24 protein-coding genes are annotated in these 21,562 nt (G+C 74.9%); 12 read left to right on the forward strand and 12 right to left on the reverse strand.

All coding sequences use genetic code 11. The features are described from left to right. Positions 1-79: 79 nt before the first annotated feature. The 5 genes from ACVMYR_RS13440 to ACVMYR_RS13460 all read left to right on the forward strand — a co-directional run bounded on the left by ACVMYR_RS13440 (position 80) and on the right by ACVMYR_RS13460 (position 4,875). Complete coding sequence (locus tag ACVMYR_RS13440; protein WP_091285808.1) at positions 80-1,096, forward strand: carbohydrate ABC transporter permease; 1,017 nt, start codon at positions 80-82, stop codon at positions 1,094-1,096. Then, the gene (locus ACVMYR_RS13445) at positions 1,093-1,926 is read left to right on the forward strand and encodes a carbohydrate ABC transporter permease (RefSeq protein ID WP_043965268.1); all 834 of its coding nucleotides are present in this window, start codon (positions 1,093-1,095) and stop codon (positions 1,924-1,926) included. The genes ACVMYR_RS13440 and ACVMYR_RS13445 overlap by 4 nt, the downstream gene beginning before the upstream one ends. Further along, positions 1,923-3,302, forward strand: a complete 1,380-nt coding sequence (locus ACVMYR_RS13450; RefSeq protein WP_396791368.1) for a GH1 family beta-glucosidase — start codon at positions 1,923-1,925, stop codon at positions 3,300-3,302. Before ACVMYR_RS13445 ends, ACVMYR_RS13450 begins: the two co-directional genes overlap by 4 nt. Before the next feature lie 19 nt (positions 3,303-3,321). Next, entirely contained in the window at positions 3,322-4,329 is a 1,008-nt protein-coding gene (locus ACVMYR_RS13455; RefSeq protein WP_077938176.1) for a LacI family DNA-binding transcriptional regulator, read from the forward strand. Between the two features lie 129 nt (positions 4,330-4,458). After that, positions 4,459-4,875, forward strand: coding sequence for a RidA family protein (locus ACVMYR_RS13460; protein WP_457121918.1), 417 nt, complete (start codon positions 4,459-4,461; stop codon positions 4,873-4,875). A gap of 39 nt (positions 4,876-4,914) precedes the next feature. Here the strand turns inward: ACVMYR_RS13460 and ACVMYR_RS13465 are convergent, their stop codons facing one another. Next, the gene (locus tag ACVMYR_RS13465; protein ID WP_457121919.1) at positions 4,915-5,454 is read right to left on the reverse strand and encodes a hypothetical protein; all 540 of its coding nucleotides are present in this window, start codon (positions 5,452-5,454) and stop codon (positions 4,915-4,917) included. A gap of 168 nt (positions 5,455-5,622) precedes the next feature. Between ACVMYR_RS13465 and ACVMYR_RS13470 the strand changes: the two genes are divergently transcribed. Next, positions 5,623-6,564 (forward strand): GNAT family N-acetyltransferase, encoded by a 942-nt coding sequence (locus ACVMYR_RS13470; protein WP_457121920.1) that lies wholly within the window; start codon positions 5,623-5,625, stop codon positions 6,562-6,564. Between the two features lie 15 nt (positions 6,565-6,579). Here the strand turns inward: ACVMYR_RS13470 and ACVMYR_RS13475 are convergent, their stop codons facing one another. Then, positions 6,580-7,395, reverse strand: a complete 816-nt coding sequence (locus ACVMYR_RS13475; protein WP_077938172.1) for an EI24 domain-containing protein — start codon at positions 7,393-7,395, stop codon at positions 6,580-6,582. A gap of 121 nt (positions 7,396-7,516) precedes the next feature. Here ACVMYR_RS13475 and ACVMYR_RS13480 point away from each other — a divergent pair, with 121 nt between their 5' ends. After that, positions 7,517-8,536, forward strand: a complete 1,020-nt coding sequence (locus tag ACVMYR_RS13480; RefSeq protein ID WP_457121921.1) for a helix-turn-helix transcriptional regulator — start codon at positions 7,517-7,519, stop codon at positions 8,534-8,536. Here the strand turns inward: ACVMYR_RS13480 and ACVMYR_RS13485 are convergent. Next, positions 8,527-9,447 carry an SDR family oxidoreductase gene (locus tag ACVMYR_RS13485; protein WP_077938170.1) on the reverse strand — a complete coding sequence of 307 codons (921 nt, stop codon included), beginning with the start codon at positions 9,445-9,447 and terminating at the stop codon, positions 8,527-8,529. The genes ACVMYR_RS13480 and ACVMYR_RS13485 overlap by 10 nt on opposite strands. Before the next feature lie 75 nt (positions 9,448-9,522). Here ACVMYR_RS13485 and ACVMYR_RS13490 point away from each other — a divergent pair, with 75 nt between their 5' ends. Further along, positions 9,523-10,221 carry a nucleotidyltransferase domain-containing protein gene (locus tag ACVMYR_RS13490; protein ID WP_457121922.1) on the forward strand — a complete coding sequence of 233 codons (699 nt, stop codon included), beginning with the start codon at positions 9,523-9,525 and terminating at the stop codon, positions 10,219-10,221. A gap of 18 nt (positions 10,222-10,239) precedes the next feature. Here the strand turns inward: ACVMYR_RS13490 and ACVMYR_RS13495 are convergent, their stop codons facing one another. The 4 genes from ACVMYR_RS13495 to ACVMYR_RS13510 form a co-directional block, all read right to left on the reverse strand. Further along, a complete protein-coding gene (locus tag ACVMYR_RS13495; RefSeq protein WP_077938168.1) occupies positions 10,240-11,127 on the reverse strand; it encodes an alpha/beta fold hydrolase in 888 nt (295 codons plus the stop codon). Then, entirely contained in the window at positions 11,124-11,441 is a 318-nt protein-coding gene (locus ACVMYR_RS13500; protein ID WP_043965247.1) for a DUF2516 family protein, read from the reverse strand. The genes ACVMYR_RS13495 and ACVMYR_RS13500 overlap by 4 nt, the downstream gene beginning before the upstream one ends. A gap of 133 nt (positions 11,442-11,574) precedes the next feature. Next, positions 11,575-12,423, reverse strand: a complete 849-nt coding sequence (locus ACVMYR_RS13505) for a hypothetical protein (protein WP_457121923.1) — start codon at positions 12,421-12,423, stop codon at positions 11,575-11,577. After that, a complete protein-coding gene (locus tag ACVMYR_RS13510) occupies positions 12,420-13,091 on the reverse strand; it encodes a helix-turn-helix domain-containing protein (protein ID WP_457121924.1) in 672 nt (223 codons plus the stop codon). The genes ACVMYR_RS13505 and ACVMYR_RS13510 overlap by 4 nt, the downstream gene beginning before the upstream one ends. A gap of 246 nt (positions 13,092-13,337) precedes the next feature. Here ACVMYR_RS13510 and ACVMYR_RS13515 point away from each other — a divergent pair, with 246 nt between their 5' ends. From ACVMYR_RS13515 to ACVMYR_RS13525, 3 genes are all read left to right on the forward strand, one after another. Then, on the forward strand, positions 13,338-14,135 hold the full coding sequence (locus tag ACVMYR_RS13515) for an alpha/beta fold hydrolase (protein WP_457121925.1): 798 nt from the start codon (positions 13,338-13,340) through the stop codon (positions 14,133-14,135). A gap of 84 nt (positions 14,136-14,219) precedes the next feature. Further along, entirely contained in the window at positions 14,220-14,861 is a 642-nt protein-coding gene (locus tag ACVMYR_RS13520; protein WP_457121926.1) for a SigE family RNA polymerase sigma factor, read from the forward strand. Next, positions 14,851-16,248: a hypothetical protein gene (locus tag ACVMYR_RS13525; protein WP_457121927.1), complete on the forward strand. Its 1,398-nt coding sequence runs from the start codon at positions 14,851-14,853 to the stop codon at positions 16,246-16,248. The genes ACVMYR_RS13520 and ACVMYR_RS13525 overlap by 11 nt, the downstream gene beginning before the upstream one ends. Before the next feature lie 48 nt (positions 16,249-16,296). On the opposite strand, the gene ACVMYR_RS13530 is transcribed toward ACVMYR_RS13525, so the two are convergent. From ACVMYR_RS13530 to ACVMYR_RS13545, 4 genes are all read right to left on the reverse strand, one after another. After that, positions 16,297-17,256 carry an asparaginase gene (locus ACVMYR_RS13530; protein WP_457121928.1) on the reverse strand — a complete coding sequence of 320 codons (960 nt, stop codon included), beginning with the start codon at positions 17,254-17,256 and terminating at the stop codon, positions 16,297-16,299. Between the two features lie 121 nt (positions 17,257-17,377). Continuing rightward, on the reverse strand, positions 17,378-18,214 hold the full coding sequence (locus tag ACVMYR_RS13535) for a 3-keto-5-aminohexanoate cleavage protein (RefSeq protein WP_457121929.1): 837 nt from the start codon (positions 18,212-18,214) through the stop codon (positions 17,378-17,380). Positions 18,215-18,391: 177 nt separating this feature from the next. Continuing rightward, positions 18,392-19,498, reverse strand: a complete 1,107-nt coding sequence (gene ygfZ, locus ACVMYR_RS13540; protein WP_091285742.1) for a CAF17-like 4Fe-4S cluster assembly/insertion protein YgfZ — start codon at positions 19,496-19,498, stop codon at positions 18,392-18,394. Next, positions 19,495-19,962: a Fur family transcriptional regulator gene (locus ACVMYR_RS13545; RefSeq protein WP_043965237.1), complete on the reverse strand. Its 468-nt coding sequence runs from the start codon at positions 19,960-19,962 to the stop codon at positions 19,495-19,497. Before ACVMYR_RS13545 ends, ygfZ begins: the two co-directional genes overlap by 4 nt. A 68-nt stretch (positions 19,963-20,030) precedes the next feature. On the opposite strand from ACVMYR_RS13545, the gene ACVMYR_RS13550 reads away from it, so the two are divergent. Then, positions 20,031-20,894, forward strand: coding sequence for an aminotransferase class IV (locus ACVMYR_RS13550; protein ID WP_457121930.1), 864 nt, complete (start codon positions 20,031-20,033; stop codon positions 20,892-20,894). A 74-nt stretch (positions 20,895-20,968) separates the two neighbouring features. Here ACVMYR_RS13550 and ACVMYR_RS13555 read toward each other — a convergent pair whose 3' ends face one another. Then, positions 20,969-21,562, reverse strand: coding sequence for an FABP family protein (locus ACVMYR_RS13555; protein ID WP_077938157.1), 594 nt, complete (start codon positions 21,560-21,562; stop codon positions 20,969-20,971).

Here is a 21,562-nt window from a genome sequence, read left to right on the forward strand (position 1 = left end):
CGCGGACGCGCGGGCGGCGCTCCGGCGTGCCGGAGCGCCGCCCGCGCCGCGCAAGACGCGGAAAGGAGTGACCGGGCCCATGGCCGTCCAGCTCGACGCCCTGCCACCGGTGACACCGACGGAGCGGAGCACCGCCCGCCCGCCCCGGAGGTACCGGCTCAGCCGGCTCGACGACAAGTACTCCCCCTACCTCTACATCGCACCGTTCTTCCTGCTCTTCGGCGTGTTCGGGGCGTACCCGCTGGCGTACACGTTCTGGGTGTCGCTGCACGACTGGGACCTGCTCGCCGCGGAGCACCCGTTCGTCGGCGGGGAGAACTACACCCGCCTGCTGGCCGACCCCGACTTCTGGCACTCGGTGGTCAACACCCTCGGCATCTTCGTCATCTCGACCGTGCCGCAGCTGTTCGCCGCGCTGTGGCTGGCCAGCCTGCTCAACCGGCGGCTGCGGGCCCGGACCACCTGGCGGATGGCGGTGCTGGTGCCTAACGTCACCTCGACCGCCGCCGTGGCGATCGTCTTCGGGGTGCTGTTCGGCCGCCAGTTCGGCATGATCAACTGGCTGCTCGACCTGGTCGGCGTCGACGCGATCGACTGGAAGTCCAACCGGTTCGCCTCCTGGGTGGCCATCTCCGCCATGGTCGACTGGCGGTGGACCGGCTACAACGCGCTGATCTTCCTCGCCGCCATGCAGGCCATCCCCCGCGACCTGTACGAGTCGGCGGCGATCGACGGGGCCAGCCGGGCCCGGCAGTTCTGGAAGATCACCGTGCCGCTGCTCAAGCCGACGATCATCTTCGCGGTGATCGTGTCGACCATCGGCGGCCTCCAGCTCTTCACCGAGCCCCGGATGTTCCACTCCGGCACCAACCCGATCCGGGGCGGGCCGCTTCGCGAGTCGCAGACGATGACCATGTACATGTTCGAGAACGCCTTCGCGCCGCACTACAACTTCGGCTACGGCTCGGCGGTCGCCTGGCTGCTGTTCGCCCTGATCGCGATCGTCGCGGCGATCAACGTGGTGATCCTGCGCCGGCTCGGCGGCACCGACGGGCCGACGCGGGTCCGCCGGCCCCGGAAGGAGCGCACCCGATGAACAAGCTCTGGTCCGCCGGCCGGCTCACGTACGCCGCCCTGGCCGTCTCCGCCCTGCTGTCGGTCTTCCCGATCTACTGGATGTTCGTGGTCGCCAGCCGCTCCAGCGACGCGATGGGCCAGATTCCGCCACCGGTCACCCCCGGCGGCAACCTGGGCGCGAACATCGCCCGGCTGTTCGACAACACCGACGCGTACTTCCTCACCGGTCTGATCAACTCGGCGATCGTGGCCGTCACGGTCACCGTGTCGGTGGTCTTCTTCTCCACGCTGGCCGGGTTCGCCTTCGCCAAGCTGCGGTTCCGGGGCCGCAACGGGCTGCTGCTGGTGATCATCGCGACGATGATGATCCCCACCCAGCTCGGGGTCATCCCGTTGTACCTGCTGATGACGAAGCTCAACTGGAACGACCGGCTGCCGGCCGTGATCGTGCCGGCGCTGGTCACCGGGTTCGGCGTGTTCATGATGCGCCAGTACGCCAGCCAGGCCGTCAGCACCGAGCTGATCGAGGCCGCCCGGATGGACGGCTGCGGCACGGCGCGGATCTACTGGAACGTGGTGCTGCCGGCGTTGCGCCCGGCCGCGGCCGTCCTCGGCCTGCTGACCTTCATGACGACCTGGAACGACTTCCTCTGGCCGTACGCTGTGCTCAACGACCCGGAGAACCCGACGGTGCAGCTGTCCCTGCGGGCGCTGTCGGACGGCTACTACCAGGACATGTCACAGGTCTTCACCGGCACGGCCATCGCAACTCTGCCCCTTTTGCTGGTATTCGTCCTGTTCGGCCGCCAGATCATCGGCGGAATCATGGAAGGTGCGGTCAAGGCGTGAGCGCGAGCAGCGAGCTACGGTTCCCCGACAACTTCGTCTGGGGCGCGGCCACCGCCTCCTACCAGATCGAGGGCGCGGCCCGCGACGACGGTCGCGGCCCGTCGATCTGGGACACCTTCAGCCGTACGCCGGGCAAGGTCTTCGCCGGCCACACCGGCGACGTCGCCTGCGACCACTACCACCGGTACGCCGACGACGTGGCCCTGATGGCGGAGCTGGGGCTGAAGGCGTACCGGTTCTCGATCGCGTGGCCCCGGATCCAGCCCGACGGCACCGGGCCGGTCGAGCCGCGCGGGCTGGACTTCTACGACCGGCTCACCGACGCGCTGCTCGACCGGGGCATCGACCCGATCGTCACGCTCTACCACTGGGACCTGCCGCAGGCCCTTCAGGACCGGGGCGGCTGGACCAACCGGGAGACCGCCGAGCACTTCGCCACGTACGCGGCGGCCGTGCACGGCCGGCTCGGCGACCGCATCCGCACCTGGACCACGCTCAACGAGCCGTGGTGCTCGGCCTACCTCGGGTACGGCAACGGGGTGCACGCCCCCGGAGTGAGCGACCCGGGCGCGGCCTTCACCGCCGTACACCATCTGCTGCTCGGGCACGGCCTGGCGGTCCGGGCGCTGCGCGCGGGCGGCGCGGAGGTCGTCGGGATCACCCTGAACCCGGCGGAGGTGCAGCCGGCGGACCGGGACAGCGCGGCGGACGCGGCGGCGGTCCGGCTGGTCGACGGGCTGCAGAACCGGATCTTCCTGGACCCGCTGACCGGCGCCGGGTACCCCGCCGACGTGCTGGAGCACGTGTCCCGGATGGTCGACCCGGCGACGTTCCTGCGGGACGGCGACGAGAAGCTGATCGCCGCCCCGATCGACCTGCTCGGCATCAACTACTACTCCCCGACCTACGTGGCCGGGCGGCCGGACGGGGCCGGCAGCAGCGCCTGGCCGGGCACCGAGGGGGCGGTGCAGTTCCTGCCGGCCGCCGGGCCGGTGAGCGACATGGGCTGGGCGATCGAGCCGGCCGGGCTGGGCCGCCTGCTGGACCGGCTCGCCGCCGACTACCCCGGCCTGCCGCTGATGATCACCGAGAACGGCGGGGCCTTCCCGGACCGCACGACCGACTCCGCCGGTCGGGTGGCCGACGCCGACCGGATCGCCTACCTCGACGGGCACCTTCGGGCCGTGCACGCGGCCATCGGCCGGGGGGTGGACCTGCGCGGCTATCTCGTATGGTCGTTGCTGGACAACTACGAGTGGGCCGAGGGGTACCGCAAGCGGTTCGGGATCGTCCACGTCGACTACCTGACCCAGCGGCGCACACCGAAGGCCAGCGCCCGGTGGTACCAGGAGGTGATCTCCCGGAACGGGCTGTGACGAGGTGGGGAGCGCTCCGATGACGACGGCCCAGCGGCCGACCCTGGAGGCGGTGGCCCGACGGGCCGGCGTCTCCCGGGCGACCGTGTCGCGGGTGGTGAACGGCTCCACCACCGTCGCCGAGCCGATCCGGGAGGCGGTCCGCCAGGCCGTGGCCGAGCTGGGGTACGTGCCGAACCTGGCCGCCCGCAGCCTGGTCACCCAGCGGACCGACTCCATCGCCCTCGTGCTGCCCGAGGAGGCCACCCGCGTCTTCTCCGACGACCAGGTGTTCCCGAGCATCATCCGGGGCGTCGCGCAGGAGCTGGAGGCCGCCGACAAGCAGCTCGTGCTGATGCTCGCCGGCTCGCCGGCCGGGCACGCCCGGGTGGAGCGGTACACCACCGGGCGGCACGTCGACGGCGTCGTCTTCGCCTCGCTGCACGGGGCCGACCCGCTGCCGGCCCGGCTGGCCCGGCTCGGCATCCCGGTGGTGTGCAGCGGGCGGTTCCTCGGCGACGTCGGCGTGCCGTACGTCGACGTCGACCACGTCGGCGGGGTGACCCGGGCCGTGCGGCACCTGCTCGGCTCGGGGCGGCGGCGCATCGCCACCATCGCCGGTCCGCAGGACATGTTCGCCGGGGTGGAACGCCTCGCCGGCTACCGGGCGGCGATCGCCGAGGCGGGGCTGCCCGAGCGGGTGGCGTACGGGGACTTCACCCGGGAGTCGGGGGCGGCGGCGATGCGGCAGCTCCTCGACGCCCACCCCGATCTGGACGCCGTCTTCGCCGCGTCCGACCTGATGGCGCACGCCGCCATGCGGACGCTGCGCGAGGCGGGGCGGCGGGTGCCCGCCGACGTGGCCGTGATCGGGTTCGACGACATCGAGACGGCCGCGTACACGGACCCGCCGCTGACCACCGTGCGGCAGCCGATACTCGACCTGGGCCGGGAGGCGACCCGCCAGCTCCTGCGGATGGCGGCCGGCGAGGACGTCGAGCCGGCCCTCGTGCTGCCCACCGAGCTGGTCCTGCGCGCCTCGGCGTAAGGAGGGGCCCCTTGTTAACGCATACGGTAGAGAGGGGTTCCCTTCTCACCACCTCCGGCGGGCGCGTGAGCGCGTGGCGGGGCGGTTATCGCGTGGCGGCGGGGTCGGGGGCGGGCTAGCGTCACGCGGATGAGCGATCCCGTGGCGCTGGTGCACGTGTCCGAACTCTCCGACGTCGCCGAGTACGCGTACGCGGCGACCGTCGACCCGCCGGCCCGGCTGGTGTTCGCCGCCGGCGCCTGCCCGCTGGACGCCGACGGGGCCACGGTCGCGCCGGGCGACCCGGCGGCGCAGGCCCGGCAGGTGATGGCCAACCTGGAGGTCGCGCTCGCCGCCGCCGGGGCGCGGCTCGCCGACGTCGTCAAGACCACGGTGTACGTGGCGTCGACCCAACAGGCCGACCTGGTGGCCGCGTGGGAGGTGGTCCGGGACGCGTTCGGCGACCACGAGCCGCCCAGCACCCTGCTCGGGGTGACCGTGCTCGGCTACAACGACCAGCTCGTCGAGGTGGAGGCGGTCGCCGCCGTCCGGGAGCCCGGCCGCTGACGGTGCGCTCCGGCGGTGGGGTCGCACCGGGCGGGCCGCTCAGGACGACGGTGCCCCGGACGCCGGGCAGACCGCCGTGAGCGCGAAGGAGCCGGCGTCCCCGGCGATCGCCGCCGAGCCGCCCGTCAGGGTCCAGCCGGCGGGCAGGCGCAGCCAGGCCGCGCTGGCCCCGGCGTCGTCCACGGTCAGCGCGCCGCCCTCGGTGGGCACGGTGAGGGCGACGCGTTCCCGGTTCGGGGCGACGAACTCGGGCGTGACCGCGACGAACCGGGCCCCGACCCCGCCGGCCGCCAGGCCGAACACCCACACGTCCTCGTCCGGATAGGGCCCGCCGCCCAGGCCCGCGGCGCACGCCGGCCCGCGCCCGGCCGCCCGGACCGGCGCGTCGGCCGGGTCCAGCCGGATCGTCGTGCGTGGACCGGGCAGGGGCGCGGGCGGCACCGGCGGCGCGGACGGCCGGGCGGTCGACGGGTCGGTCCGGACCTCGCGCCGGGGCAGGCCCGCGGCCCCGAGCACCAGCAGGCAGGTCGTGGTCGCAGAGACCGCGGACCTGAACCGGCCGAACCGCACGCGAGGCACCCCCTATTGCACCTTTCGTCCGCTTCAGGATAGGTGCAAGGAGGGGCCCCTTGTTAACGCATACGGTAGAGAGGGGTTCCCTTCTCACCACCTCCGGCGGGCGCGTGAGCGCGTGGCGGGGCGGTTATCGCGTGGCGGCGGGGTCGGGGGCGGGCTAGCGTCACGCGGATGAGCGATCCCCCGGCGCCGGTGCGCGTCGCCCGACCGGACGACGCCCCCGACGTGGTGGCCCTACGGGCGCTTGTCCACCCGTACATCGTGCGGGGTGTGGCCTCGACCCGGAAGATGATCGCCGAGCCCTCGCCCGGCGAGCACTGGACGGCTTTCGTGGCCGAGGTCGACCGCGCCGTGGTCGGCTGGGTGTCGGCCTACCGCGAGGGCCGGACGTCCACGGACGGGTTCGGCTGCGTCTCGCTGCTGCACGTCCACCCAGACCACCGGGGGCGGGGCCTCGGCTCCGCGCTGCTGACCGCCGCACTCGACCATCTCGCCCCGCTCGGGATCCGCCGGGTGCGTGCCTGGGCGCTGGACGACGCGCTGCCCTTCGCCCGCCGGCACGGCTTCACCCCGGGCCGGGAGCTGCGCTACTCGGCGCTGGAGCTGCGGTCCGTCCCGCCGCCGCCACCCGCCGCACCTGGCGTACGCCTGCTGCCGTTGGCCGACGTCGGGCCCGATGAGCTGTACCCGGCGGTCCGCGCGGCGGCCGTCGACGAGCCGGGCGACGTGCCGGTGGACGCGATGAGCTACCAGAGCTTCCGGTACGAGATCTGGGACAACCTCGGGCTGGACCGGCAGGCCAGCACGGTGGCCGTGGCCGACGGGAAGGGGGCCGGCGAGGAGGCAGCCGACGAGGGGGTGGTCGCGTTCAGCCTGGTCAAGCGGGACGGCGACCGGATGTGGTCGGACTACACCGGCACCGTGCCGGGGCACCGGGGGCGCGGGCTGGCCCGGCTGGTGAAGACGAGTGCGCTGCGCCGGGCCGCCACCTCGGGGGTACGCGTCGCGTACACCTCGAACGACGCGGCGAACGCTCCGATGCTGGCGATCAACCAGGGGCTGGGCTACCGGCCGGTGACCAGCCAGTGGTCCTGCCTCCGCGAGCTGGGCTGATGGTCGACCTCCCCGTCACCGCTCCTGCACCGGGCGGCCCGGCGGCTCGATGGACTGGCCCATCGCACGACGGGTGAGCAGGGTCGCGCCGGCCACCGCCGCCGGCATGACCAGCACCGCGCCGAGCGGGATCAGGAAGCACACGAAGACGGCCACCCCGAAGCCCAGCGTCGTCGGCCGGTCGGCCTTCAGCAGCGTCCGGCGGTCGGGCAGCCGCATGCCGCGCCGGTAGAACGGGGTCCCCGCCAGCTCCAGCGCGAGGAACCAGCCGCCCACGGCCGCCCCGATCACCGGCACGACGGTCTGGCCGACCACCGGGATGAAGCCGGCCGCGAAGAGCGGAATGCCGACGAGTACGGAGATCGCGACCAGCCGCAGCGAGTCGACGACACTGCGGCGCAGCGACGCCCAGAACGGCGCCTCCACCGCGCCGGGCGTGCCGCCGTAACGCTCCTCGACCCGCTCGGAGATCTTCTCGTAGAACGGGTCGCCGATGGCCAGGGTCACGGCGGTGAAGGTGAGCACCGCGAGCAGCCCGCCGACGCCGAGGAAGGCCAGGCCGGCGACGACCCGGACGAGGCTGCGGGCGGTGCCGGACCAGTCGTCGGCGAACGGGGTGACCAGCGCAGCCAGGTCGTCCACGAAGTAGACGAGGGTGGCGAAGGCGGCCACGAAGAGGGTTCCGGAGATCAGCGCCGGCACGATGCCGAGCAGCATCAGGCCGGGACTGCGGACGTACAGGCCGATGCCGCGCAGGAGCAGCCCGACCCCGGAGAAGAATCGGCCGACGGCACCGGTCACCGGCGCGGTGATGCTGCTGGGTACGTTCACGACCGCTGAGCCTATCGGCGCCCGTCCCGCCCGCCCCGCCAAGCAACGCGGGGCGAGGTGAGAAGGGTTCCCTTCTATACCGCAGGCGTTAACAGGGGGCCCTTCCTTACACAATGGGTAAGTGCGGGCCTCGCGGTTGATCTCGTTGGTGCTGCTGCTCCAGTCGCGGGAGGCGATGACGGCGGCCGAGCTGGCCCGCGAGCTGGAGGTCTCCGAGCGGACGGTCTACCGGGACGTGCTGGCGCTGTCGGCCGCCGGGGTGCCCGTCTACGCCGACCGGGGCCGGGCCGGCGGCTACCGCCTGCTCGGCGGCTACCGGACCCGGCTGACCGGGCTCACCCGGGACGAGGCGGAGGCGCTGTTCCTCGCCGGGCTGCCCGGGCCGGCGGGCGACATGGGGCTGGCCGACGCGGTCGCCTCGGCCGAGCTGAAGGTGCTGGCCGCGCTGCCGCCCGCGCTGCGCGACGCCCCCGCCCGCGCCGGGCAGCGGTTCCACCTGGACGTGCCGGGCTGGTTCCGCGACGCGTCGCCGCCGCCCCGGCTGGCAGAGCTGGCCCGCGCGGTGTGGGCCGACCGGGTCGTCGAGCTGCGCTACCGGCGCGGCGACGGCGAGGTCGTCCGGCGGGTCGAGCCGTACGGGCTCGTGCTCAAGAGCGGGACCTGGTATCTGGTCGCCCGCGTCGGCGACGGCACGCGCACGTACCGGGTCGACCGGGTGGTCGACGTGACCCCGGGCGGGGAGGCGTTCGACCGCGACGAGGGCTTCGACCTCGGCGGCTACTGGGGCGAGCAGGCCGAGGCGTTCCTGCGGAGCATGCAGCGGACCCGGGTCCGCGTCCGGCTGAGCCCCGCCGGCCTGCGCGCGCTGCGCAGCGCCCCGGAGACCCCCTTCGGGTACGCGGAGGCGACGGCCGCCGCCGGTGCGCCCGACGGCGACGGCTGGGTGGTCACCTGGCTGCCGATCGAGTCCGTCGACGTGGCGTACGACCTGGTGCTGCGGCTGGGGCCGGAGGTGGAGGTGCTGGATCCGCCGGAGCTGCGGGGGCGGGTGGCCGCTGCCGCCGCCCGGCTCGCCGAGTTGTACGGCGGGCCGGGCGGCGGACGGGAGGGCCACGAGCGGACGGGCGACGGTCAGCGGTAGTCGGCCGCGTCAGCCTGCTTGCCGCCGTGCACGACCTCGGTGATGTAGCGGAAGCCGTCCGGTTGGCTGCCGTCGAGGTCGGTGAAGCCGTACACGCGGCTCAGTTCGCCGGCGGAGGTCGACCTGCCGTTCCAGCGGGCCCGGTCGGGGTCGGCGGCCAGCGCGGCGACGGCCCGCCCGACGAACGCCGGGGTCTCCGAGATGAGGAAGTGCGGGTCCTTCGCCGCCCCGTCGCGCCAGTTGGCCTCGGTGACCCCGAAGTGCTCCAGCATGAACTCGGAGCGGATCCAGCCGGGCGAGAGCGCGACGGCGGTGCCGCCGTGCGGCTCAAGCTCGTGCGCCTGGGTGAAGGCGAGCCGGTTCACGCAGGTCTTGGCGAGGTCGTAGAAGACCGACAGCCGGTAGTGGGCGTCGTTGTACTCCCGGGTGCCGTCGCCGATCTCCACCACCAGCCCGCCGGGGCGGCGGATCAGCAGCGGCAGCGCGAAGTGGCTGGTGATGATGTGGGTGTCGACCGCGAGCCGCAGGGTGCGGAAGCCGGCATCGAGGGGCTGTTCCCAGACGGGCTTCTCCCAGGTGATCAGGGGGTCGGCGCCCCACACGTCGTTGACCAGCACGTCGAGCCGGCCCTGCTCGGCGTCGATCCGGGCCACCAGGTCGCGCACCTGCTCGGGCACGAGGTGGTCGACCCGGGCGGCGATGCCGGTGCCGCCGGCGGCGGTGACCAGCTCGGCGGTCTCCTCGATGGTCTCCGGCCGGTCCAGTTCGGAGCGGCCGGCGGTGCGGCTGCTGCGGCCGGTGGCGTACACCGTCGCCCCGGCCGCGCCCAGCTGGATCGCGATCTGCCGGCCGGCGCCCCGTGTCGCCCCGGCAACCAGCGCGACCGTCCCGGTCAGGGGTTTTGTCGTCATGCGTCGACCCTGACAGCAATACCTGACAGCCGAAGTCCGGTTTCGCGAACGGGTGTCCTGCGTCATGCTCGGCGCATGCACCTGCTGCTCTCCGGGATCGTCGGCTCGGTGGCGTACGGGCTGGCCCGGCCCGGCTCCGACGTCGACCGGATCGGGGTGTTCGCCGCGCCGACCGTCGCCTTCCACGGCCTGCACCCGCCCCGCGAGTCGGTGGTCACCACCGAGCCGGACGTCACCCTGCACGAGGCCGGCAAGTACGCCCGGCTGGCGCTGGGCGGCAACCCGACCGCCACCGAGCTGATGTGGCTGCCCGACGACTGCTACGAGACGCGCACCGCGCTCGGCGACCGGCTGATCGGCATCCGGTCGGCGTTCCTCAGCGCGCCCCGGGTCCGCGACGCCTACCTCGGGTACGCCGCGCAGCAGTTCCGCAAGCTCGCGTCCCGGGGCGACGGGACGTTCTCGGCCGACACGCGGCGGCGGACCGCGAAGCACGCCCGGCACCTGGCCCGGCTGGTGCACCAGGGCCGACTGCTCTACGCCACCGGCGTGCTGGAGATCCGCCTGGCCGACCCGGAGCGGTTCCGGGCGTTCGGGGAGCGGGTGGCCGGCGGGCAACTGGCGGAGGCGCGGGACCTGCTCGCCGAGGCGGAACGCGACTTCGACACGACGCGTACGCCGCTGCCGCAGCGGCCCGACGAGGCCACGGTGGAGCGTTGGCTGCTCGACGTGCGCGCCGCCCACCTGCCGCCGGCCGGGGCGTGCCCCGGGTGACGCCTGCGGCGGCCGGCGTCACCCGTTGAGGAACCCCGAGATCCGCTCCCGCAGGTCGGCGCGCTCCGACCAGAGCACGCCCGGGCGGTCGTACACGTGGAGGGTGGCCCGGGGCAGGGCGGCCGCGAGCTGCTCGGCGACCTCGACCGGGTGCAGGTCGTCGCCCGCACAGGCCAGCACGAGGGCCGGGGCGGCCACCGCGGCAAGCTGCGCCCGGTCGCCGAGCGGGGCCTGGTCGGGCAGGTCGGCGAGGCCCGCCGCGAGGCCGTCGCGCAGCAGGTGGTCGAGCCGCTGCCGAAGGTATGCCCACCCGGCGGGCGTGTTGCGCACGGCGGGCGGCAGCTCGGCCGAGACGACGTCGGCGACGGCGGAGGCGTCGCCGCTCTCCACCGCCTCGATCAGGTCGGTGATCCGGCTCCGGGCGGCCGGGGTGCGGGGCCGGTCGAGCGCCGCCGGGAGGAAGAAGACCAGCCGGTCGAAGCGCTCCGGGCTCTCGGCGAGCAGCCGGCACAGCGCGCCCGCACCGAGGCTCGCGCCGAACGCGCGGGTGGCGTTGCCGAGGTCGGCGACGGCCCGCAGGTCCCGGGCGAGGTCGAGGTAGCTCCACGGCCCGGGCGGTGCCTCGGAACGGCCGTGCCCCCGGAACTGGAAGAAGACCTTGCGGCCGGCAACGCCGCTGCCGAAGGGCCGGGTGGTGGCGATGCCGTTGCCCAGCCCGTGCGCGAACACGGTGACCGGGTCGCCGACGCCGGTGACGAGCTGTTCGAGGCGCACCCCGTGCGGGGTGGCGACCAGCTCCGTCTCCGGCTCGGGCAGGGCCGGCCGGCCCGTACGCGGGGCGCCCGGGCCGGGGCCCCAGGTCCGTGGCCCGCCGTCCGGTGGCGGTGGCCAGCGGAACCCTCTCACCAGGAGGATCCCCGGCCGTCGTGCAGGTCACGCAGCCCCACCCGGACGTCCAGCAGATAGATCAGGGCGGCGGCGATGCCGATCAGGCCGAAGATGTTCAGCACGTTGTTGGTCAGCAGCGTGAGCACCAGGCACACCGCGAGGATGGCGATCCACCCGCCCTTGGGCAGGGTGCCGATCGCGGCGAAGCCCTCGCCGCGCTGGGTGATCGCGTGCACGAGCGCCACCCCCTCGATGACGAGGGCGAACACCAGCAGCAGCATGGTGATCCAATACTGGACCTGGAAAGCGAAGATCGGCGCGGCGATGGCCATGCCGGCAAGCTTATGCCGACGACCCCGGATCCGTCCGCCAGGACGTCTCCGGGGTCGTGCGGCGTCTCACTCCGGCAAGCCGCCGGGCGGCTGCTGCCGCGGGGCGGCGGCGGGGCCGAACGGGGTCGCTGCGCTACTCGGCGGCCGGGCGGGCCCGCCGGGTGGCCTTGGGCAGCTTGGCCGACGGGGTGTCGGCGGCCTCCGGGGCCGGGCTGTCGGCGGCCTTGGCCTTGGGGCCGCCCTTGGCAGCGGTCTTCGCGGTGGCCCTGGCCGTGGTCGCCTTGGTCGCGCGGGTGCGCGGGGTCCGGGCGGCGGCCGGCTTGGCCTCGACGACCTCGGCCACGTCGGCCGGGGTCGGGACGTCGGCCTTCGCCGCCGGGGCCGGGGCGTCGGCCTTCGCCGCCGGGGCGGGCGCGGCGGGCGCGGCCGGGGCCGGGTTCAGCTCGGCCTCGGTCGCCGCGATGTCGGCGTTGACCGTGTCGGCGGCCTCCAGCACGCCGGCACCGACCACCCGCTCGCCACGGGCGACCAGCTCGGCGTACGCGGCGAGGGCCCGCTCCTGGGCGGCCTGCGCGCCGGCGACGACGACGGCCGCGTTGCGGGCGGCCAGCCCGCGCAGCCGGTCGAGGTCGGTCAGCTCGCGCAGGCGGTTGACGTCCGCGGCCTCGCGCAGCCGGTTCAGGTCGGCGACCTCGCGCAGCCGGTTGACGTCGGCGGCCTCGCGCAGCCGGTTCAGCTCGGCCGGGACGGACCGGCCACGCAGCTCGGCGGCGGTCTGGTTGGCCGTACGCAGGGTCTCGGTGGCCTTCTGGCGCAGCTCGAAGCCGGTCACGACGGCCTTGCCGCCAAGGTCGGCGGCGACCTTGCCACTCAGGTCGGTGACCACCGTGGGCAGCTTGCGCAGCTGCTCCAGGGCCAGGTCGCCGGCGCCGGCGGCGGCGTAGAGCGGGGCCGGGATGCGGTGGGTCTTCGGCTGGGTCATGACTTCTCCTCCTCGACCGCGGCGGCGGTCTGCTCGGTCTCGACGGCGGTCGCCCTCTCGGCGGCCTTCCTCGCGGGCGTGCTGCTGGGCGGGGCGGGTGCCGGGCCGGCCTCGGTGACGGCGACCGACTCCAGGACCGCCTCGGTCGGGGTGCCCTCCGGCGTGGTGGGCCCGGTCGCGGCCGGCGTGGCCGTGCCCGGGGCCTCCGGTGCGGTGGCCGGCGCGGACGGGGCGGCGGCCGTGGCGGCCGGGCCGGCACCCGAGCCCGCCTGGGCGGCTTCGGTGGCGGCCTCGGCCGCCTCGGTGGCGGCCTCCGCCTCGGCGAGCCGGCTGTTCTCCCGCCGGAACGTCTCGTAGATCTGGGTCAGGGACTGCTTCTGCGCCATCGTGAGATCGGGGTCGACCGCGATGGCGGCGAGCACGCCCTGCCCCTCCTTGTCGTCGAGCAGGCCGGCCCGCAGGTACATCGCCGGGGTGGAGACCCGCAGCGCGCTGGCGAGCTGCTGGAGCACCTCGGCGCTGGGCTTGCGCAGGCCGCGCTCGATCTGGCTGAGGTACGGGTTGCTGACGCCCGCCTGCTCGGCGAGCTGCCGCAGCGAGATCTTGGCGTTGCGCCGCAGGTCACGGATGAACCCGCCGACGTCAGGTAGGTCCTTGGGAGTGGCCATGACCCCACGCTAACCGGCCCTGCTAGCTGCTGCAAGCAAAACGCTAACCCGAGTTAGCAAGGTCTCACGCCGGGCCGGGGACACGGTCGTCGCGGGACGGGATGCCGGCCGGATGCGGGTATCAACGGGACGGGATACCCCCATGTCCCCGACATGAAGTCGATCAACCCGGCCCGCCGCCCCTGGTCAACGCCGCCCGGCTTGAATCTGTTGCGCGTCGTGCGTCCGGTCCGTACCTTCCCCGGGGTGACGAAGATCGAGATCAACGGCGCGAATCTCGCGTACGACGACACGGGTGACGGAACGCCCGTGCTCCTGCTGCACGCCGGCATCGCCGACCGGCGCATGTGGCGGGAACAGGTGCCCGCCCTGGCCGCCCGGCACCGCGTGATCGCCGTCGACCTGCGCGGCTACGGCGACTCCGAACTGCCCACCGACCCGTTCGCCCACCACGACGACGTGGTCGGCCTCCTGGACGCCCTGGAACTGCCCCGGGCCGCCCTCGTCGGGTGCTCCTTCGGCGGGGCCGTGGCGATCGACACCGCTCTCGCATACCCGGATCGGGTCGGCGCACTCGCCCTGTTCGGCACGGCCGTCAGCGGCAGCGAGTGGTCCGACGAGGCCAACGACCTCTGGGACGACCTGGTGGGCGAAACCGACCCCGAGGACTACGCGGCCACGGCGGCCGGCGAGGTGCGGTTCTGGGTGGTCGGCCCGGGCCGCCGCCCCGAAGACGTCGACCCGGAGCTGATCCGGTTCGCCGAGGAGATGGACCGTCGGGCCCTCGCGGCCGAGCTGGCGCTGAGCGCCGTCGAGGTGGACGAACTCGACCCGCCCGCGATCGAGCGGCTCGGCGAGCTGCGCGTACCGGTGCTGGTGGCCGCCGGGGCCGCCGACGTGCCGGACATCGGCCGACTGGCCGACCGGATCGCCGCCGAGGTGCCGGGCGCGGTGCGGCTGCCGGACGTACCGGACGCCGGGCACCTGCTCCCCCTGGAACGCCCGGACGCCGTCAACGACGCGCTGCTGGACTTCCTGCGGTAGATCGGTCACGACCCCGGTCAACCTTTCCTGCCCGCCCCGGGTCTTCCTCTCGACGGTGACGCCGGGCAGGACTGGAGATCGCAGGTGACGGAGGACAGCTTCCGCGAGTTCGTCGAGATCCGGTACGCGGATCTGCTGCGGACCGCGTACCTGCTGACCGGTTCGCGGCACGCGGCCGAGGACCTGGTGCAGAGCGCGCTGATACGGGTGATGCGCCGCTGGCGGCACGTCGACAACCCCGTCGCCTACGTTCGCCGGATCATGGTCAACGAACGGGTCAGCCTGTGGCACCGGTTCGGTTCCCGGGAGTTCCTGGCCGGGGTGACCGGTGCCTGGCGGTTGCACGCCGGCCAGAGCCGGGGCCCGGACGTCGCGGACGACGTCGTGCTGCGCGACGAGGTGCTCACCGCGCTGCTCGGCCTCCCGCCCCGGATGCGGGCCGTGCTGGTGCTGCGCTACTGGGAGGACCTCCCCGAGGCGCAGATCGCCGAGGCGCTCCGTTGCTCGGTCGGCACGGTGAAGAGCCAGGCGTCCCGTGGGCTCGCCCGGCTGCGCGCGGTACTGCCGGCCTCGCCAGACGGGTCGCCCTCGTCACCTGCCCGGGAGCCGTCGTCCGACACCCCGGCGCCGTCGTCCGACAAGCCGGAGCCGTCGTCCGACATCCCGCCACCGTCGGACGCGTCGCCGGTCACGACGAGAGGAAGAGGTGTGCACGATGGCCGATGAGATCAGGCACGCGTTGACGCGGCTCGCCGAGCCGGTGATGCCCGGCCCCGACCCGTACCAGCGGTTGCTGGTCCGGGTCCGCCGACGCCGGCAGCGACGGATCACGGTGGCGGGCGTGGCCGGCCTGACGGCGGCGGCGCTGGCGCTGCCGGCCTTCGGTGCGGCCGGCCGGCTCGTCACCGGCGTGGCATCGTCGCCGCCTGCCACCGGGACCTACCAGCCGGCGAGCCGGATCGAGACGCCGCTGGTGCGGCAGCTGCTGGACTCGCCGACCCGGGGCAATCTCGCCGGTGACGGGGCGCTGATCGCGGACATCCAACGGCAGTACCGGACGGCCCGCGCCCGGTTGCTGGTCGACCCGGCGCTGGGCGAGGTGAAGGTGCTGCTGGCCCACGACGCACCGGGCGGCCGGATCGTGGTGGTGGCCTTCCTCGGCGACTCGCACGCGTTGCTCCGCTCCGCGATCGCGCAGGTCGGGGCGTCCGTGCCGGACCTGTTGAGCAAGACCGGCACCCCGGACGCGCCGCTGCCCCTGGAGCCGTACGCCTTCCTCAGCCGACTCTCGCCGACGGACGGCGGGCACGTCGCCGACGTCACGGTCGGGCTCGCCCCGGCCGGGTGCCTCGTCGAGACCTCCGGCGACGGCCGGCTCCAGCCGGACGGCTCGATCGCCCGCAGCTGGCAGGTGGCGAGCAGCGACGGCCTCGCAGTCGGCGGGGCGGGCCCGGTGACCGAGCGGTGGCGCTTCACCTGCCAGGGCGTGGTGCGCTACTCCGGTCCGGCGGGTGGCGGACCGGGGGTGGTCCTGTCGACGAAGGCGGCGACACCGGTCCCCACCGCCGGCGCGCGCGGCTCGGTGGACGCCGCGCTCGCCGCTGTCGCCGTGCGCGACCTGCGCGAGCTGGCCGAGGGCCAGGGGCTCACCGGACCGGCTCCGAAGGTGGTCTGGGGCGGGCGGCTGCCCGACTGGGTCTCCGACGCCCCGGAGGCCGTGCTGGTGAACTCGTGCTCGACCGACGCCGGCTGCGCCGCGTTGCTGAAGATCGACGCAGGGCCGCAGCCGCCACGGGAAGCGAGCGCACCGACCGGCTATCGGACCGCCGTCGGCCGCCCCGACCTGACCGTCGTCCCGGTGCCGGGAGAGACGGCCGGGGTGCTGGTCGTCGGGCCGGAAACGGCAACGCGCGTCGAGCTGCTCGACAAGAGCGGGCGGACGATCGCCGACGGCCAGCTCGCCGCCGGGGCCGGCGCGCTGCGCGTCGATCCTCGCCAGGTGGTCGGAGCGAAGGTCTTCGACGCGGCCGGCCGGCTCCTGCTGACCGGGGCCACGCCGAACCTCGGCACCAACTCCGACCAGTTCGGCGAGCCGACCGTGTGGGCCTGGTGACGAGCGGGGCCTGGTGACGCGCTGGTTCGGCCCCGAGGCCCTGCCGCGTCACCAGACCGGGCGGACCGCCCCGACCGGGATCCCGCCGCCGAGCAGCGGCAGCTCGGCGTACTCGTCGAGCACGGGTGCCCGGACGCCCAGCCGGCGCAGCGCGGAGACCAGGACCGGCATCCGGGCCCGCGTCGCCCCGTCGTCGATCTTCAGGGCGACCGCGCCGACGCCGGGCAGCGCGGCGGCGATCACCCCCTCCGCGCCGATCTTCGCGAGCGCGCCGGGCAGGCCGCGCATCAGCCGGCTGTCCTCGGCCCAGGTGCCGCCGACCAGCTCCGGGTGCGCCCGCATGGCGTCCGCGACGGTCCGCTCCGGCGAGCCCGGCACGGCGGAGACCAGCCGCAGGTACGCGCGGGCCAGCCCGGTCAGCGACACGGCCAGCACCGGCGCGCCGCAGCCGTCGACGCCGACCGCCGCCACCGGCTCCCCGGTGCACTCCTCGACGGCCGCCCGCAGCGCGAGCTGCAACGGGTGCTCCGGCTGCCGGTAGCCCGCCCGGGGCCAGCCGGCGGCCAGGCAGGTGAGCAGCATGCCGGTGTGCTTGCCGGAGCAGTTCATCCGGCCCCGGGTCGCCCCGCCGCCCGCGCGCAGCACCGCCTCCCGGGCCAGCTCGCCCATCGGCAGGTCGGGCGGGCAGCCCAGGTCGGACTCGTCCAGCCCGGCACCGGCCAGCAGCGCGCCGACCCGGGCCACGTGGAACTCCTCCCCGGCGTGACTGGCCGACACGATCGCCACGTCGGCCGGGTCGGTCAGCGGCAGCCCGGCGCGGAGCATGCCGACCGCCTGCATCGGCTTGCTGGCCGAGCGGGGGAAGACCGGTGACCCCACGTCACCGGCGGCGGCGACCGTCGCGCCGGCCGCGTCGAGCACCACCACCGAGCCGCGGTGCAGCCCCTCCACGAACCCGGAACGGACCACCTCGGCCAGCGGCACGCCACCGGAGTACGTCTTGCTCACGGGTGGACGGTACCGAGGGGCCGGCGGGCGGCGAAACGCGGGTGACCAGCGCAGTCGCCCGAGCCGCGACAGGGGCGACGGCCGGGCCGGGGCTTACCGGCGCGCGCCGCCCGACCGGGGCCTAGCGGGGCGCGACGCCGAGCAGCTCGCGGGCCTCGGTGGTGGTCAGCGGCGGGCGCTGCGCGAGCTGGGCGAAGCCCACCGCCCGCGCCACGAGCTGCATGTTCGACTCGACCGGCCGGCCCTTCGCGTACGTCACCGTGTCCTCCATGCCGACCCGCAGGTGCCCGCCGGCCGACAGGGAGGCCAGCAGCACCGGGATGGTGCTGCGCCCGATGCCGGTGGCCGAGAACGTGGTGCCCTCCGGCAGGTCGCGCAGCGCCTGGTGGGCGGCGGCCAGCGTCGCCGTGGTGCCCGGCATGCCCCCCGGCACGCCCATCACGAAGTCGACGTGCACGTGCCCGCCGTGCGGCAGCCCGTGCTTGCCGAGGAGCCGCTGCAGGGCGGTCAGGTGGCCGAGGTCGAAGATCTCGTACTCGGGCACGATGCCGCGCTCCTGCATCCGGGTGTGCAGGTCGACGATGAACTCCCAGCGGTTGAGGAAGACGTCGTCGCCGAAGTTGAGCGTGCCCATGGTGCAGGACGCCATGTCCGGCCCGGCGTCGAGCACGGCCAGCCGGTCGGCCTCCGGGTCGGTCACCGCGCCGCCGGTGGAGAGCTGCACGATCAGGTCGGTGCCCTCGCGCAGCGCCGCCACGGTCTCCCGCAGTCGCCCCTGGTCGAGCGTGGGCCGGGCCTCGTCGTCGCGGATGTGGACGTGGATCACGGCGGCACCGAGCGCCTCACACTCCTTGGCGGTCATCAGCAGCTCGTCGAGGGTCACCGGCAGCGCCGGGACCTCCGCCTTGGCCGACTCCGCGCCGGTGGGGGCAACCGTGATCAACGTCCCTGTCGTCATGCCGGCGATCCTAGACGCCCCGCCGGGGCCCGGTCGACGGCGCGCGCTCCCACAGCGGACGCGCCCGTCCGCCAGCCGGCCACCGCGCCGCGCACCGCCCACGCACTGCCTGCGCGCCGGCTGCGGTGTTAGGAGGGGGCCCTTCCTATACAGAAAGCGTTAACAGGGGGCCCTTCCTTACTCGATGGCGGCGGCTGAGTCGCCGACGAGCAGGCGGGCGTCGTCGGGGACGTTGCGCTTCAGCACCGCCAGCGCGACCTGGCCCAGCTCGTGGTGGAGCACCGCCGTGCCGACGAAGCCGACCGCCCGGCCGTCGAGGGTCACCGGCGTGCCGGCGGCCGGCAGCCGGTCGGTGGTCACCCCGTCCAGGTGCAGCAGTACGAGGCGACGCGGCGGCCGCCCCATGTTGTGCACCCGGGCCACCGTCTCCTGGCCCCGGTAGCAGCCCTTGTCCAGGTGCACCGCCGGGGCGACCAGGTCCACCTCGGCCGGGATGGTCCGGTGGTCGGTGTCCACCCCGACCCGGGCCCGCCGGGCGGCGACCCGGATCGCCTCGTACGCCCACAGCCCCACCGGCGGCACCCCGGCCGCGCGCAGCTCGGCGACGACCCGGTCCATGGCGGGGCGGGGCACCAGCAGGTCCACGCCCAGCGGCCCCCGCCGGGCCCACCCGCCGCCGGGCAGCGGCGCGACCGCGTACCGGACGGTGGGCCGGGGCGGCAGCTCGCCGGCGCGGAACTTCGGGCCGGGCACCGCGACGGCGTCGGGCGCGGCCAGCCCGGTCACGCCCAGCGTGGCGAGCGCCCCGGTCGCCTCCGGCCCCACCAGCGAGAGCAGGGCGTGCTCGGCGGTGGCGTCGCGGGGCTCGACCTTGCTGAAGAACCGCATCTTCTCCAGGTACGTCAGCAGGCCCCCGGTGGCGCCGGGCTCCGTGTCGAGCCAGGTGGTGTCGCCGTCCTCGGCGACCATGGCGTGCTGCTCGACGTGGCCGTGCGGGGAGAGCACCAGCAGCTCGGTGCCCTCGCCGGGGGCCAGCGCGGCCAGGTGCTGGGTGGTGAGGGTGTGCAGCCAGCCGATGCGCTCCTCGCCGGGCACGGCGACGACGCCCCGGTGCGACCGGTCGACGAGGCCGACGGCGGTGTCGAGGACGCGCTGCTCCCGCAGCGGGTCGCCGTAGTGGGCGGCGACGGACAGCACCCCGGCCGCCCGGTGCGCCGGCTCCGGCTGATCCCGGGTCTCCTCGTCGATGGCGTCGGTGGTCACCGCACCCGCGATGTCGATCATTTCTGCTCCCCGTCCTCGCTCCGGCCCGGCACGCCCTCGTCCGCGGGGTCCTCCCCGCACCGGCCGCAGACGCCGAACAGCGCCACGTGCCCGATGTCCACCCGGAACCCGCGCTCGGCGACCAGCCGGTCGGCCAGCGGCCCGAGCAGCCCCGGGTCGATCTCGTCGATCGCGCCGCACTCCCGGCAGACGAGGTGGACGTGCTGGTGCTCGCCGGCCGCGTGGTAGGTGGGCGAGCCGTGCGACAGGTGGGTGTGGGTCACCAGGCCGAGGCGTTCCAGCAGCTCCAGCGTGCGGTAGATGGTGGTGATGTTGACCCCGGCGGCGACCTCGCGGACAGCGGTGTGCACCTGCTCCGGTGTGGCGTGCCCGAGATCCAGCACCGCCTGGAGGATCAGCTGCCGCTGCGCCGTCAGCCGCAGCCCACGGGCGCGGAGCACTTCCGCGAGGGATGACTCGGACACCGTCCGATCATAGTTCGGCCGCCGCGAAGCGTCGGCCGCCACGGGGTACGCGACTAGGCTCACCGATCGTGGCGGAGGTGGGCAGCGGGGCGGACGCGCGGGTCGCGGTGCTGGGGCGGGGCGTCGTGCCGGCCGTCGAGCCGGTGCTGCGCGGCGACGACCTGGGCGCGCTCCAGGGCGACGGGCTCTTCGAGACCATGCACGTACGCGGCGGGCGGCCCTGGCTGCGCGACGAGCACCTGGCCCGGCTGGCGCGGGGGGCCGCCCGGATCGACCTGCCGCTGCCGCCGGCCGGGGTGCTGGTCGAGCTGCTGGAGGAGGTCTGCGCGGGCTGGCCGGTCGGCGCGGAGGGCGCGCTGCGGCTGGTCTGCACGCGGGGGCCGGAGGGCGGCGGGCCGCCGTCGGCGCACGCCACTCTCGCCGGGGTGCCGGCCGCCGCCCGGCGGGCCCGGCTCGAAGGGATCTCCGTGGCGACCCTGCCGCTGGGCGTGGCCGCCACCGCCCGCCCCGCCCTGGGCTGGCTCCCGGTCGGGATCAAGTCGACGTCGTACGCGGTGAGCGCCGCCGCCCGCCGCTGGGCCGCCGGGCACGGCGTGGACGACGTGCTGTGGGTCTCCACCGACGGCTACGCCCTGGAGGGGCCGACCGCGAACGTCGTCTGGCTGGTGGGGCGCACCCTGTGCACGGTGCCGGCCGCCGCCACCGGCATCCTGCCCGGGGTGACCGCCGCCTGGCTGCTGGACCACGCCGCCGACCTGGGCCTGACCGCCGAGGAGCGCATGGTCACCCCGGCCGGGCTGCGCGCCGCCGACGGGGTGTGGTTCACCTCGTCCCTGCGCGGCCTGGCCCCGGTGCACACCCTGGACGGGGCCCGCCTGCCGCGCCCGGCGCTCACCGAGGCCGCCCAGGCCCTGCTGGCCCACCCCCGCTGAGGGCACGGGGCGGCGGGGCCGGGCGGGGCCGGGAGGCCGGGCCCGGAGGGCGGGGGCCGGGCCGGCGACGCGGGTCAGCCGGCGACGCGGATCAGGCGGGCCGACAGGTGCGGGGTCAGGGAGTGGCCCACGGCGGCCATGTCCTGCGCGTAGAGCAGGGCGCCCTCGACGATGCCGAAGAGGCGGTGGCCGGCGGTGACCTCCTTGGCCGTGGCGGTGCGCACCACGGCGTCGGTGACGAACTCGACCTGGGTGCCCTTGCGCTTGCCGATGTGCAGCTCCATCACGCCCGTCGGCACGGACATGAGGGCCTCCAGCTCGTCGGTGGCCCGGCCGTCGCCGTCGAGCACCGGTCGCCACCAGCCGATCTCCCGGCCGCCGGGGCGCACCGGCCGGCTCTGCTCGTCGAGGATCCACGCCCGCGACTCGTAGTGCAGGAACGGCCGGCCGTCGTGGCTGATCCGGATCTCCTGGGCGAAGTCGAAGTCCTCGATCGTCGGGTAGCCGCCCCGGCCCCGGCCGCGCCACACCCCGACGTACGGCAGCAGGCCGTCCAGCGTCGGGTGCAGCTTCGGGCCGACGCGCAGATCGTGGCTCTCCTCGTACGGGTACTCCTCGACCGGGGGCGCGTTCAGCCACGGCGGCTGGAGGGGGTTCTCGTCGCTCAC

This window comes from Micromonospora sp. PTRAS2 (assembly GCF_054052245.1).

Coding starts and splice junctions, on each gene's coding strand:
- ACVMYR_RS13455 (WP_077938176.1), top strand. CDS start 3,322: ATGACGACGGCCCAGCGGCCGACCCTGGAGGCGGTGGCCCGACGGGCC.
- ygfZ (WP_091285742.1), bottom strand. CDS start 19,498: ATGATCGACATCGCGGGTGCGGTGACCACCGACGCCATCGACGAGGAG.
- ACVMYR_RS13510 (WP_457121924.1), bottom strand. CDS start 13,091: ATGGCCACTCCCAAGGACCTACCTGACGTCGGCGGGTTCATCCGTGAC.
- ACVMYR_RS13440 (WP_091285808.1), top strand. CDS start 80: ATGGCCGTCCAGCTCGACGCCCTGCCACCGGTGACACCGACGGAGCGG.
- ACVMYR_RS13500 (WP_043965247.1), bottom strand. CDS start 11,441: ATGGCCATCGCCGCGCCGATCTTCGCTTTCCAGGTCCAGTATTGGATC.
- ACVMYR_RS13445 (WP_043965268.1), top strand. CDS start 1,093: ATGAACAAGCTCTGGTCCGCCGGCCGGCTCACGTACGCCGCCCTGGCC.
- ACVMYR_RS13470 (WP_457121920.1), top strand. CDS start 5,623: ATGAGCGATCCCCCGGCGCCGGTGCGCGTCGCCCGACCGGACGACGCC.
- ACVMYR_RS13505 (WP_457121923.1), bottom strand. CDS start 12,423: ATGACCCAGCCGAAGACCCACCGCATCCCGGCCCCGCTCTACGCCGCC.
- ACVMYR_RS13485 (WP_077938170.1), bottom strand. CDS start 9,447: ATGACGACAAAACCCCTGACCGGGACGGTCGCGCTGGTTGCCGGGGCG.
- ACVMYR_RS13460 (WP_457121918.1), top strand. CDS start 4,459: ATGAGCGATCCCGTGGCGCTGGTGCACGTGTCCGAACTCTCCGACGTC.
- ACVMYR_RS13490 (WP_457121922.1), top strand. CDS start 9,523: ATGCACCTGCTGCTCTCCGGGATCGTCGGCTCGGTGGCGTACGGGCTG.
- ACVMYR_RS13525 (WP_457121927.1), top strand. CDS start 14,851: ATGGCCGATGAGATCAGGCACGCGTTGACGCGGCTCGCCGAGCCGGTG.
- ACVMYR_RS13535 (WP_457121929.1), bottom strand. CDS start 18,214: ATGACGACAGGGACGTTGATCACGGTTGCCCCCACCGGCGCGGAGTCG.